This is a genomic window from Rhodococcus sp. IEGM 1341 (assembly GCF_030056895.1).
Taxonomy (GTDB): Bacteria; Actinomycetota; Actinomycetes; order Mycobacteriales; family Mycobacteriaceae; genus Rhodococcoides.
Window position 1 is genome coordinate 84,001 of record NZ_JASHKV010000003.1, and the last position, 12,509, is coordinate 96,509.

Here is a 12,509-nt window from a genome sequence, read left to right on the forward strand (position 1 = left end):
ATGCCATCTTCGACCACCGAAGCCGCAACTGCGGATTCGCCAGTCCCGCCCGGTACGAGACCTCGGTTTCGTGCCGGGCGGGAAGGCCGAAAGTTCAGGGGCCCTGGGTCGGTGGGGCCACTCGGTCTCGGGGTCGCCGTGTTGTGGCTGAGCGTCATCGTGTTGCTTCCTCTGGCGGCGTTGACGGTTCAGTCGTTCGACGACGGTCTCACCGGCTTCTGGAACGCGGTCACCGAGCAACGCGCACTGGCCACGTTCAAGGTGACGTTGCAGGTGTCGGTGGCCGCGGCCGTGGTCAACCTCTTTCTCGGCACCCTCATCGCGTGGGTCCTGGTGCGGGACGAGTTCCCGGGCAAGCGATTCGTCAACGCCCTGATCGATCTGCCGTTCGCACTGCCGACCATCGTGGCGAGCCTGGTTCTGCTGTCGCTGTACGGTCCGGCGAGTCCGGTCGGCTTGGTGTTCAACGCAACCAAGCCCGCGGTGATCGTCGCGCTGCTGTTCGTCACGTTGCCGTTCGTGGTGCGAGCGGTTCAGCCGGTGCTGATCGAGCTCGACAAGGACGTCGAGGAGGCCGCGGCCTCGCTCGGCGCGAACAACTGGACCATCTTCCGTCGCATCGTCCTGCCGGTCCTGCTGCCGGCGATCCTCAGCGGTGGGGGGCTCGCCTTCGCGCGCGCCATCGGTGAATTCGGGTCGGTTGTGCTCATCGGCGGCAACATCCCCAACGACACACAGGTGGCGTCGCAGTACATCCGTGAGCTCATCGAGTACGACCGCCCAACCGATGCGGCGGCGATCTCCGTGGTGCTGCTGGCGATCGCGTTCGCAGTGCTGTTCGTCCTTCGCGTGGTGGGCAATCGCCTGGCCCGACGTGAGGAGCAGATCTCGTGAAAATCGGTCTGCCGATCAAGCTGACGCTGCGCACCGTAGCTCTGCTGTATCTCGCCGTTCTGGTGCTCTTTCCACTCGCCACCATCCTGTTTCGCACGTTCGAGGACGGCGTCGTCACGTTCTGGGAGCAGATCACCACCCCGGCTGCACAGTCGGCACTGCAGCTGTCGTTGTTGATCGTCGCCATCGTGGTTCCGATCAACATCGTGTTCGGTGTGGTCACCGCACTGGCGCTCGTACGCGGACGGTTCCGTGGCAAAGGTGTCCTGGAAGCCATCGTCGATCTGCCGTTCGCGGTGTCGCCGATCATCACCGGCGTTGCGCTGATCCTGCTGTGGGGTGCCAATGGATGGTTCGGCGGAGTCGAAAGCCTCGGTTTCAAGGTCATTTTCGCGCTTCCCGGCATGGTCATCGCGACGATCTTCGTCACGCTGCCGTTCGTCGTGCGCGAGGTCGAACCCGTGCTGTACGAGATCGGTGAGGAGCAGGAAGAGGCCGCCTCGACGCTCGGTGCGTCGTCGTGGCAGACGTTCTGGCGCATCACTCTCCCGGCGATCCGGTGGGGGTTGACGTACGGCGTCGTACTCACCGTCGCACGGTCGCTCGGTGAATTCGGTGCGGTGATCATGGTCTCGACCAATCTGCCCGGTATCTCCCAAACGCTCACGCTGCTGGTCAATTCACGGTACGAGGACTTCAATCAGCAGGGCGCGTACGCCGCGTCCACACTGCTCATGGCGATAGCCGTCGTCGTGCTGCTGTTGATGACGGCCCTCGACAAGAAGAGGACGAAGTAATGACCGAGACATCCCCCGAGATCGAGATCTCCGTCGTCGGTGCCAACAAGCACTACGGCGACTTCGCAGCGCTCGACGATGTGAGCATCGACATCCCCAAGGGATCGTTGACGGCGCTGCTCGGGCCCAGTGGCTCGGGCAAGTCCACCCTGCTGCGCTCCATCGCCGGGCTCGAACAGCTCGATTCCGGTCGGGTGGTGCTCGCAGGTCAGGACGTCACTTGGGTCAGCCCGCAGCGCCGTGAGATCGGGTTCGTGTTCCAGCACTACGCGGCGTTCAAGCACCTCACAGTGCGCGACAACGTCGCCTTCGGCCTGCAGATTCGCAAGCGGCCCAAGGCCGAGATCGCCAAGAAGGTCGACGAGTTGCTCGAGATCGTCGGGCTCGCCGGGTTCCAGAGTCGCTACCCGGCGCAGCTGTCCGGTGGACAGCGCCAGCGCATGGCGTTGGCCCGCGCACTCGCCGTCGACCCGCAGGTGCTGCTCCTCGACGAGCCCTTCGGCGCGCTCGACGCCAAGGTGCGTGCCGATCTCCGTACCTGGCTGCGTCGACTGCACGACGAGGTCCACGTCACCACCGTGCTGGTGACCCACGATCAGGAGGAGGCGCTCGACGTCGCCGATCGGATCGCGGTGCTCAACAAGGGCCGCATCGAACAGGTGGGTAGCCCGGAAGATCTTTACGATCGCCCGGCCAACAACTTCGTGATGTCGTTCCTGGGGCAGGTCGCCAAACTGAACGGACTTCTGGTGCGGCCGCACGACATACGCGTCGGACGCGATCCGTCGTTGGCGCAGGCTCAGGCCAGCGGGACGGCCGAATCGGCCGGTGTGACGCGGGCCGTCGTCGAGCGGGTGGTACACCTCGGCTTCGAGGTGAAGGTCGAACTGAAGAATGCGGCCACCGGTGAACTGTTCGCGGCGCAGATCACCCGCGGCGACAGTGAGGCTCTCGGTCTGCGCGAGGGCGAGACGGTGTACGTGCGAGCGACTCGGGTGCCGAAGATCGCAGACGCTAGCGATGCCGACGCGATTGCTGGTGCACCGGTTCGTTGAACCGGTGCGGTAGAGCGTTCGGCTCCGGTGCTGCACCAGCTCGTGCCGCAGGAGTGGAGCCTGCGGACCGACCCATCGAGACTGCGGAGTCGTAGCGCCGCGACACCAGATCTGCCAGCGCCGGATGTGCTCCGATCACCTTGGCATGCACCACGTTCGGCAGGCCTGCGACCGACGCTTCGATCCTGTCGGTGAGCAGTCCCGGGGCCAGAAACCAGGGTGCCACGACGATTCGGTCGGCTCCCAGCGTGCGCAGTTGTGCGATCGCATCGGTGGGGGACGGGGAGACCGAGGTCGCAAAGCAGGTCACAGCTCCGGCCCAGTCTGTTCCGGCGAGCAGTTTCTGCGCGATCACCCGGGTGCGCTGATTCGCCGGTGCCACCGAGGAGCCGACAGCGGCAAGGGCGATGCCGACCGTCGAATCGGTTACTGCGACACCGGTGTCGGTGATCCGGTCGCGGACTGCATCGATGAGGAGTCGGTCGTCTCCCAGAACGTCGGCCTGCGTTATCGAGACGTGCGGGTGTCGCGTTCTCGCGGCCTGCAGTAATTCGGGCAGATCGACTTTCGCATGAAAAGCCTTGCCCAGCAACATCGGAACGGCGACGATGCGTCCGTGCCCGGCATCGGCCAGGTCGTCGACCACCTGATCGACGCCGGGCTCGGAAAGATCGAGAAACGCCACGCGCACGTCCAGATCCGGTCGCCGTCGACGCAGGGCGTCGACGGCGCGGTGGATCGTGGCGCTCGAGCGCGGGTCACGGCTGCCGTGGGCAACCGCGATCAGTGCGCTCACGCGGGAACTGCCGACCCCAGCTCGACGGCAGCCAGAGCGTTGCCCACGAGCCCGGCAGCCAACGTGTTGCCGCCGGCCGGATCGATCAGCAGGAAGCTGCCCGTGTGCCGGTTGACGGCGTAGTCGTCTGCCACGATGGGCTCCGCAACGCGCACCGAAATTCGGCCGATCTCGTTGAGCTCCAACGACTCCGGGCCTTCCTGCGCGGTGAGCTCCTGCTCGTCGAACCGCTCGATCAGTGTCCCGACGATGGCCTGGGTGGTGCGAGTGCCGTGCTTGAGCAGCAGGCGAGCGCCCGGGCGAAGCGGCTTCTCGGCGAGCCAGCACACCGTGGCCTCGAAGTCGCCGATCGGCTCCGGTGCGTCCTGCGGGGAGGCGATGGTGTCGCCGCGCGAGACGTCGACATCGTCGGCGAGGACGAGGGTGACACTGCGTCCGGCATGAGCGGTCCGCAATTCGCCGTCCGCGGTATCGATGCGCTCGACTGTCGTTCGGGTGCCGGAGGGCAGGATGACGACCTCGTCGCCGACGTCGACGGAGCCCGCTGCGACCTGGCCGGCGTATCCGCGGTAGTCCGGGAACTCCGCTGTGCGCGGCCGGATCACGTACTGCACGGGGAATCGCAGACCGACCCGGTGCGGTTCGGCGTCGACCGGAACCGACTCGAGGTGTTCGATGAGGGTGGGTCCGTCGTAGTACGGGGTCTTGTCCGACTTCACCGCAACGTTGTCGCCGTGCAGTGCGGACACCGGGATCTCGATGACGTCCTCGCTGGACCAGCCGAGGGATGAGGTCAGCGAGTTGAACTCGGCCGAGATTTCGGCGAACACCGTTGCGGGGTCCTCGACCAGATCGATCTTGTTGACCGCGAGCACCAGGCGTGGGACGCCGAGCAGAGCGAGAACCGCTGCGTGCCTGCGGGTCTGCGTGATGACACCCTTGCGGGCGTCGACCAGCAGGATGACGAGCTGAGCCGTCGACGCACCGGAGACGGTGTTGCGGGTGTACTGCACGTGGCCGGGGGTATCGGCCAGTACGAACGAGCGGTGCGGCGTCGCGAAGTAGCGGTAGGCGACGTCGATGGTGATGCCCTGTTCACGTTCGGCGCGCAGACCGTCGACCAACAGCGACAGGTCCGGCGTGGCCAGGCCCTTGTCCACCGAAGCCCGAGTGACCGCGTCGATTTGGTCTGCCAGAACGGATTTGGTGTCGTACAAGAGCCGTCCGACGAGCGTCGACTTACCGTCGTCGACGCTACCTGCGGTGGCGAGGCGAAGAAGCTGAGTTCCTGTGCTGCTCATCAGAAGTATCCTTCTCGTTTGCGATCTTCCATGGCAGCCTCGGAGACGCGGTCGTCGCCGCGGGTGGCGCCGCGTTCGGTCAGCCTGGACGCGGCCACCTCGGCGAGGATTGCCTGGTTGTCGGAGGCCTCGGACAGCACTGCGCCGGTGGTGGATCCGTCGCCGACGGTGCGGTAGCGCACCGACAGGGTTTCCAGCTCCTCGTCCTCGGCCGGTCCGCCCCACACTCCGGGCGTCATCCACATGCCGTCACGCTGGTAGACGGGACGCTGGTGGGCGTAGTAGATGCTCGCCAGTTCCACGTCGTCACGGGCGATGTAGCGCCAGATGTCGAGCTCGGTGAAGTTGCTGAGCGGGAACACTCGTACCTGCTCACCGGGGGAATGCTTGCCGTTGTACAGGTTCCACAGTTCGGGTCGCTGTTTCTTTGGCTCCCACTGGCCGAATGCGTTGCGTAGCGAGAAGATTCGCTCTTTCGCACGGGCCCGTTCCTCGTCGCGTCGGGCACCGCCGAAGACGGCGTCGAACCGGTTCTCGGAGATCGCATCGAGGAGAGGCACGGTCTGCAGCGGGTTGCGGATGCCGTCGGGGCGCTCAGTGAGGCGTCCGTCGGCGAGGTACTCCTCGACGCTGGCCACGTGCAGGCGAAGGTTGTACTTGGCGACGACGTGATCGCGGAAGTCCAGCACCTCCTGCAGGTTGTGTCCGGTATCGACGTGGAGCAGTGCGAACGGCAGGGGAGCAGGCCAGAACGCCTTGATCGCCAGGTGCAGCAGAACTGTCGAGTCCTTGCCGCCGGAGAACAGGATGACGGGGCGCTCGAACTCGCCCGCCACCTCACGGAAGATGTGGATGGCCTCGGATTCGAGTGCGTCGAGGGTGTCGAACCGATCTGCGTCGAGATGGGTCCGACCGATGGTGGCCGAGGTGAGATCGAGTGTCATGAGGCGTGCAACCCACATTCGGTCTTGGCCTTGCCGGCCCAACGACCGCTACGCGGGTCGGCTCCGGGGGCAGGTTTGACGGTGCACGGTGCGCACCCGATGGACGGATAGCCTTCGTCGACGAGGGGATTGACCAGAATCGAATGTTCGTCGATGTAGGCCTGCATCTGCTCGTCGGACCACGGCGCGATCGGGTTGATCTTGACCAGACCGAAGGCGTCGTCGAACGAGATGAGCGGGGCGTTGGCGCGGGTGGGGGCCTCGACTCGGCGGATACCGGTGACCCACGCGCTGTAGTTCGCCAGTTCCTTCTTCAGCGGGGCGACCTTGCGCATCGCACAGCAGCGATTGGGCTCGCGGGCGAACAGGTCTTTGCCGTCGATCGCATCCTGTTCTGCGACAGTCTTCTCGGCTCGGGCGTTGACGACCCGGACGCCGTAGACGGACTCGACGGCGTCGCGCGTCCCGATGGTCTCGGCGAAGTGGTAGCCGGTGTCGAGGAACAGCACGTCCACACCGGGATGAACCTGTGCAGCGAGGTGAACGAGCACCCCGTCCTGCATGTTGGAGGCAACGATGAAGTCGTCACCGAAGTTGTCCTCGGTCCACTGCAACAACTCCAGCGGACTCGCTCCGTCGAGTTCGCGGGCACCGCGCTCGGCGATCGCCTTCAATTCCTCTACCGTCAAATTCAGCCTGGTACTCATCGCAAATCCGCCTCGTCTGCTCGCACGGCCCATTGAGCGAACCGTTCGCCGTCCTCGCGGTGCTTGTCGAAATTACGCACCACTCTGTCGATGTAATCTCCCAGCTCGGAGCTGTTGACCTTGTGCTGCCGCAACTTTCGGCCGAACGCACTGTCGAGTCCGAGGCTGCCTCCGAGATGAACCTGGAAACCCTCGATCTGATTCCCGTCCCCGTCGTCGACCAACAGGCCCTTGAAGCCGATGTCGGCGATCTGCGATCGTGCGCACGAGTTGGGGCAGCCGTTGATGTTGATCGTGATCGGCACGTCGAGCTTGCTGTTGATGTCGGACAGGCGCTCTTCGAGCTCCGGTACGAGAACCTGTGAGCGCTTGCGGGTTTCGGCGAACGAGAGCTTGCAGAATTCGATTCCGCTGCACGCCATCAGGTTCTTGCGCCAGTGCGAGGGTCGGGCAGGTAGGCCCAGCGCATCGAGGTCCGAGATCAGCTGCTCGAGCGTCTCGTCGGGAACGTCGAGGACGATCAGCTTCTGGTACGGCGTGAACCGCACGCGATCCGACCCGGCCTTCTCGGCAGCGTCGGCGACGGCGGCGAGGATGGTGCCGGAGACGCGGCCCGCGATGGGTGCCACCCCGACGGCGTTGAGGCCGTTCTTGAGCTTCTGGATCCCGACGTGATCGCGGGGCCGAGCGGGCTTCTCGGGTGCCGGGCCGTCGATGAGCTTGCGGTGCAGGTATTCGTCCTCGAGGACCTGGCGGAACTTCTCGATGCCCCAGTCCTTGATGAGGAACTTCAGGCGTGCCTTGGTACGAAGCCGGCGGTAGCCGTAGTCACGGAAGATCGAGACGACGCCTTCCCACACGTCGGGAACGTCCTCGAGCGGAACCCAGACGCCGACTCGCTGCGCGAGCATGGGGTTGGTGGACAGGCCGCCGCCGACCCACAGGTCGAGTCCGGGCCCGTGCTCGGGATGCACGACGCCGACGAACGCGCAGTCGTTGATCTCGTGCACCACGTCCTGCAGGCCCGAGATCGCCGTCTTGAACTTGCGCGGCAGATTGGAGTACTCGGGCTTGCCGATGTAGCGCTCGACGATCTCGTCGATGGCGGAGGTGGGGTCGAGGATCTCGTCAACGGCCTCGCCCGCGAGCGGGGAACCGAGCACCACGCGCGGGCAGTCGCCGCACGCCTCGGTGGTCTTCAGGCCGACCGCTTCGATTCGACGCCAGATCTCCGGGACGTTCTCCACCTCGACCCAGTGGAACTGCACGTTCTCACGGTCGGACAGGTCTGCGGTGTCGCGACCGAACTCCTGGGAGATCTGCGCCAGAGTGCGTAGCTGCTCGAGGTTCAGCGCGCCGGCATCGCACCGGATGCGCATCATGAAGTACTTGGCCTCGAGCAGATCGATGTTGTCGTCACCGGTGAAGGTGCCGTCGTAGCCCTGCTCACGCTGGGTGTACAAACCCCACCAGCGGAAGCGGCCGCGAAGGTCGCCCTTGTCGATGCTGTCGAACCCCTGCTTGGAGTAGATGTTCTCGATGCGCGCACGCACGTTGAGCGGGTTGTCGTCCTTCTTGGACTGTTCGTTGGCGTTCAGTGGCTCTCGGTAACCCAGGGCCCACTGGCCCTCGGCGCGACGCTTGGTCGGCCGCGGCGTGCGCTCCCGTGGTGGGACGGAGGCAGCGTCGGTGGTCGCGTCGCTGGTCGACGACATGCATTGCTCCTGCATCTTTGTGCTGGCCGGTACCCGGGACGAGAGCGAAGGCAATTGCGCTTTCGACGACAGTGGGAATCCGGTGGATCGAATGGACGTGCTCGAAGGAGGCTGGTCAGCAGCCGGTCGTGGGTCGACACGACGCGCTGCAGACACGGCCGAGATCGACATGGCGGCGCGCCACGAGTCGAATTCCTGAGTCGGTCACGGGAGTCATTGTGCCACGTCATCGGGGCGATGGACGACCGCGGCGGCTATTTACCCCGATTTCGAGGTAAATAGGCTGGCAGGGCGGGTGGGATCGGGTAAGCCCGAACTCTGGGACACTGGAGGGCGTGAATACCGTCGTACCCGTCCCGCCCACCTTCGAGTTGCCGACCGAGGCGTTCGACGGAGTGGGGGACCGCGCGTTCGGGATCTACGTGCACGTTCCGTTCTGCGCCACGCGGTGCGGGTACTGCGACTTCAACACCTACACGGCGGGTGAGCTGGGCACATCGGCGTCGCCGCAGTCCTGGTTGGAGGGTCTGCGACGTGAGTTGGACACCGCCGCGGGGCTGATGCAGGCTCGCACGGGTCTTGTTCCGACGGCAGACACCGTCTTCATCGGAGGTGGCACGCCCTCGCTGCTCGGAGGCGACGGTCTTGCCGACGTCCTGGGTGCGGTTCGGTCCAGTTTCGGATTGACCGACGGCGGCGAGGTGACCACGGAATCCAACCCGGAATCGACGTCCCCGGAATTCTTCGACCGGCTCCGCGACTCGGGCTTCACCCGCATCTCGCTCGGAATGCAGTCCGCTGCACCACATGTGCTTGCCGTCCTCGATCGCACCCACACGCCCGGTCGAGCGGTTGCCGCGGCAAAGGAAGCGCGCGCGGCCGGTTTCGAGCACGTCAATCTCGACCTCATCTACGGCACTCCCGGCGAGCGAGACAGCGATCTGGACCAGTCCCTCGCGGCAGTGCTCGAGGCCGGCGTCGACCACGTCTCGGCCTACGCGCTGATCGTCGAGGACGGTACCGCCATGGCCCGCAAGGTTCGCCGCGGTGAGTTGCCTGCACCCGACGACGACGTGCTGGCGAGCCGATACGAACGCATCGACACGGCGATGAACGCCGCAGGGCTGTCCTGGTACGAGGTGTCGAACTGGGCCACCGACGCCGACGCGCAGTGCCGCCACAACATCGGCTACTGGGACGGCGGCGACTGGTGGGGCGCTGGGCCCGGCGCACACAGCCACATCGGCGGCACCCGGTTCTGGAACGTCAAACACCCGGCCGCGTACGCCGATCGCCTTGCCGCAGGACACCTACCGGTGCACGGCAGCGAATTGCTCAGCGCCGAGGATCGACACCTGGAAGAGCTGATGTTGACCGTCCGTCTCCGCTCGGGAGTGCCGATGAGGTTGCTCGGGCCGGCCGAGCGCGCCGCTGCCGAACAGACCGTCGCAGACGGGTTGATGGTGCGCCGCGGAGAACGACTCGTGCTCACCGACCGGGGCCGATTGCTGGCCGACGCGGTGGTGCGCACCATCGCTGCCGCCTGAACAGTCTGTTCAGGCTCCGAGAGCGTCGTAGTCGAACACCCTGGCGTGCAACACCGTTCGATTGCGCAGTGCCGCACGCACTGCGCGGTGCAAGCCGTCTTCGAGGTAGATGACGCCGCGGAACTGCACCGCGTGGGGGAACAGATCGCCGTAGAAGGTGGAGTCCTCGGACAGCAATCTGTCCAGCTCGAGCACCTTGGTGGTGGTGACGATCTCGTCCAGACGCAGCTGGCGTGGCGGGATTCTCGACCAGTCTCTGATGGACAGACCGTGCTCGGGGTACGGCTTTCCGTCACGAACACCCTTGAAGATCATCGCGAGCCTCGAGCCGCTGGACCGAATCGAAAGAACGTTTCCACTCGGACCACAGTAAGGCCTTGCACGAGCATGCGTTCGCCGGCTACTAGACTCGAGCGACGATTGGAAACGAGAACGGAGGTGGGCACCGATGTCGAGCACCGACGACAGGCGGTTCGAGGTTCTACGAGCGATCGTGGCGGACTACGTGTCCACCCAGGAACCCGTCGGTTCACGTGCCCTGGTCGAACGCCACAACCTGGGGGTGTCCAGTGCAACGGTGCGCAACGACATGGCCGTGCTCGAGGCCGAGGGATACATCGCGCAGCCGCACACCAGTTCCGGTCGGGTGCCGACCGACAAGGGCTATCGGCAGTTCGTCGACCGAATAGCGGACGTCAAGCCGCTGTCCGCGGCCGAACGCCGCGCCATCCTCGAGTTCCTCGAGAACGGCGTCGACCTGGACGACGTGCTGCGACGCGGCGTCCGCTTGTTGGCCCAGTTGACCCGGCAGGTTGCCGTGGTGCAGTACCCCACGCTGTCGGCGTCCTCGGTTCGCCACCTGGAAGTGGTGGCGCTCACTCCGGCCCGGCTGCTGCTGGTGCTCATCACCGACTCCGGGCGAGTCGATCAGCGCATCGTCGAACTCGGTGACGTCATCGACGACGAGAATCTTGCTCAGCTGCGGCGTCTTCTCGGCGGTGCACTCGAGGGCAAGCGTCTGGCGGCGGCATCGGCTGCGGTGGCCGAACTCGCCGAGAACGCTCCACCTGCGCTACGCGACGCGATGATTCGATCGGCCACGGTACTGGTGGAATCGCTGGTCGAGCATCCCGAGGAACGCCTGGTTCTCGGCGGGACGGCGAACCTGACGCGCAATGCCGCCGATTTCGCCGGCGACGCGGGGTTTCCCGGATCGCTCAGGGCGGTACTCGAGGCGCTGGAAGAGCAAGTGGTCGTCCTCAAGCTGCTCGCAGTGACGCAGGACACCCGCACCGTCACGGTGCGGATCGGCGAGGAGACGCAGGTCGAGGAAATGCGCGGGACATCGGTGATTTCCACCGGGTACGGGTCGGCTGGCATGGTCCTCGGAGGAATGGGTGTTCTCGGGCCGACCCGAATGGACTACCCAGGAACAATTGCGTCGGTCGCCGCGGTTGCCAGGTACATCGGCGAGGTCCTGGCCGAGCGCTGAGACGAGCGAAAACCGATCGAACGCCGGCGGCGGGGGCACGGCCGGCCGGCACACAGCTTCACCGAACGAGATTCATCTTCTAGGACGAAAGAGACGACGTGGCACGGGATTATTACGGGACTTTGGGCGTCGGCCAGCAGGCGACGGACCAGGAGATCAAGCGCGCCTACCGCAAGCTGGCGCGAGAGCTGCACCCGGACGTCAACCCGGACGAGGCCGCGCAGGCTCGGTTCAAGGACATCTCCACCGCATACGAGGTGCTCTCCGATCCGGAGAAGCGTCGCATCGTCGACCTCGGCGGCGACCCGCTGCAGCAGGGCGGCGGAGGCGGCGGCGGTGGTGGATTCGGTGGAGCCGGATTCGGCGGCGGCCTGGGAGATGTGTTCGAGGCGTTCTTCGGCGGCGGCGCGGGCGGATCCCAGCGCGGGCCCAAGGGGCGCGTCCAGCCGGGAGCGGATTCGCTGTTGCGTACCAAGCTCACCCTGGACGAGTGCGCGACGGGCGTGACCAAGCACATCACCGTCGACACGGCGATTCTCTGCGACCTGTGCACGGGCTCGGGCACCAACGGTGACTCCAAGCCGGTTCGCTGCGATACCTGCGGCGGTGCCGGTGAAGTGCAGTCGGTGCAGCGCTCGTTCCTCGGCCAGGTCATGACCAGCCGTCCGTGTCCCACCTGCCGCGGCGCAGGCGAGACCATTCCCGACCCCTGCCGCAAGTGTGGCGGCGACGGTCGCGTCCGGTCGCGTCGCGACATCTCGGTCAAGGTGCCGGTCGGCGTGAGCAACGGCATGCGCATTCGACTGGCCTCTCAGGGCGAGGTCGGTCCCGGCGGCGGACCCGCGGGAGACCTGTACGTGGAGATCGTCGAACAGCAGCACGAGGTGTTCGTGCGCGACGGTGACGACCTGCACTGCACCGTCCGTGTTCCGATGGTCGACGCCGCTCTCGGCACCTCGGTCAACATCGACGCGATCATCGACGGACCCACCGAGATCTCGATCGAGCAAGGCACACAACCGAATTCGACGACGGTGCTGCGCGGTCACGGTATGCCCAAGCTGCGGTCCGGTATCCGCGGCGATCTGCACGCGCACCTCGAGGTCATCGTGCCGACCAAGCTCGACAGCAAGCAGACCCATCTGCTCGAACAGCTCAGGTCGATGCGCGACCGTGACTCGGCGGAGGTCGTCACCACCGGTTCGGCGCACAGCGGCGGCCTGTTCTCGCGGTTGCGGGAAGCGTTCAGCGGTCGCTGATC

12 protein-coding genes are annotated in these 12,509 nt (G+C 65.6%); 6 read left to right on the top strand and 6 right to left on the bottom strand.

Annotated elements, in window-relative coordinates; all coding sequences use genetic code 11:
* Genes cysT through QM615_RS09810 form a run of 3 tightly spaced genes read left to right on the top strand, consistent with a single transcriptional unit; the run spans position 1 to position 2,746 of the window.
* Positions 1-894 (top strand): sulfate ABC transporter permease subunit CysT, encoded by an 894-nt coding sequence (cysT, locus tag QM615_RS09800; protein WP_262498381.1) that lies wholly within the window; start codon positions 1-3, stop codon positions 892-894.
* Positions 891-1,691, top strand: a complete 801-nt coding sequence (cysW, locus tag QM615_RS09805; RefSeq protein WP_149406210.1) for a sulfate ABC transporter permease subunit CysW — start codon at positions 891-893, stop codon at positions 1,689-1,691. Before cysT ends, cysW begins: the two co-directional genes overlap by 4 nt.
* Positions 1,691-2,746 carry a sulfate/molybdate ABC transporter ATP-binding protein gene (locus QM615_RS09810; protein WP_149406209.1) on the top strand — a complete coding sequence of 352 codons (1,056 nt, stop codon included), beginning with the start codon at positions 1,691-1,693 and terminating at the stop codon, positions 2,744-2,746. The genes cysW and QM615_RS09810 overlap by 1 nt, the downstream gene beginning before the upstream one ends.
* Here the strand turns inward: QM615_RS09810 and QM615_RS09815 are convergent.
* Genes QM615_RS09815 through QM615_RS09835 form a run of 5 tightly spaced genes read right to left on the bottom strand, consistent with a single transcriptional unit; the run spans position 2,706 to position 8,209 of the window.
* Positions 2,706-3,542 carry a sirohydrochlorin chelatase gene (locus tag QM615_RS09815; RefSeq protein ID WP_149406208.1) on the bottom strand — a complete coding sequence of 279 codons (837 nt, stop codon included), beginning with the start codon at positions 3,540-3,542 and terminating at the stop codon, positions 2,706-2,708. The genes QM615_RS09810 and QM615_RS09815 overlap by 41 nt on opposite strands.
* The gene (locus QM615_RS09820; RefSeq protein WP_094612786.1) at positions 3,539-4,843 is read right to left on the bottom strand and encodes a sulfate adenylyltransferase subunit 1; all 1,305 of its coding nucleotides are present in this window, start codon (positions 4,841-4,843) and stop codon (positions 3,539-3,541) included. The genes QM615_RS09815 and QM615_RS09820 overlap by 4 nt, the downstream gene beginning before the upstream one ends.
* Positions 4,843-5,787: a sulfate adenylyltransferase subunit CysD gene (gene cysD / locus QM615_RS09825; RefSeq protein ID WP_149406207.1), complete on the bottom strand. Its 945-nt coding sequence runs from the start codon at positions 5,785-5,787 to the stop codon at positions 4,843-4,845. Before cysD ends, QM615_RS09820 begins: the two co-directional genes overlap by 1 nt.
* Positions 5,784-6,494 (bottom strand): phosphoadenylyl-sulfate reductase, encoded by a 711-nt coding sequence (locus QM615_RS09830; protein WP_149406206.1) that lies wholly within the window; start codon positions 6,492-6,494, stop codon positions 5,784-5,786. Before QM615_RS09830 ends, cysD begins: the two co-directional genes overlap by 4 nt.
* Positions 6,491-8,209 (bottom strand): nitrite/sulfite reductase, encoded by a 1,719-nt coding sequence (locus tag QM615_RS09835; protein WP_149406205.1) that lies wholly within the window; start codon positions 8,207-8,209, stop codon positions 6,491-6,493. Before QM615_RS09835 ends, QM615_RS09830 begins: the two co-directional genes overlap by 4 nt.
* 335 nt (positions 8,210-8,544) lie before the next feature.
* On the opposite strand from QM615_RS09835, the gene hemW reads away from it, so the two are divergent.
* Positions 8,545-9,756 (top strand): radical SAM family heme chaperone HemW, encoded by a 1,212-nt coding sequence (gene hemW, locus QM615_RS09840; RefSeq protein ID WP_149406204.1) that lies wholly within the window; start codon positions 8,545-8,547, stop codon positions 9,754-9,756.
* Between the two features lie 9 nt (positions 9,757-9,765).
* Here hemW and QM615_RS09845 read toward each other — a convergent pair whose 3' ends face one another.
* Positions 9,766-10,071, bottom strand: coding sequence for a type II toxin-antitoxin system VapB family antitoxin (locus QM615_RS09845; protein ID WP_008715485.1), 306 nt, complete (start codon positions 10,069-10,071; stop codon positions 9,766-9,768).
* Between the two features lie 133 nt (positions 10,072-10,204).
* Between QM615_RS09845 and hrcA the strand changes: the two genes are divergently transcribed.
* Together hrcA and dnaJ are read left to right on the top strand one after the other, a co-directional pair.
* Positions 10,205-11,248: a heat-inducible transcriptional repressor HrcA gene (gene hrcA, locus QM615_RS09850; RefSeq protein WP_027497502.1), complete on the top strand. Its 1,044-nt coding sequence runs from the start codon at positions 10,205-10,207 to the stop codon at positions 11,246-11,248.
* A 98-nt stretch (positions 11,249-11,346) separates the two neighbouring features.
* Entirely contained in the window at positions 11,347-12,507 is a 1,161-nt protein-coding gene (gene dnaJ, locus QM615_RS09855; protein WP_094669153.1) for a molecular chaperone DnaJ, read from the top strand.
* Positions 12,508-12,509: the final 2 nt, after the last annotated feature.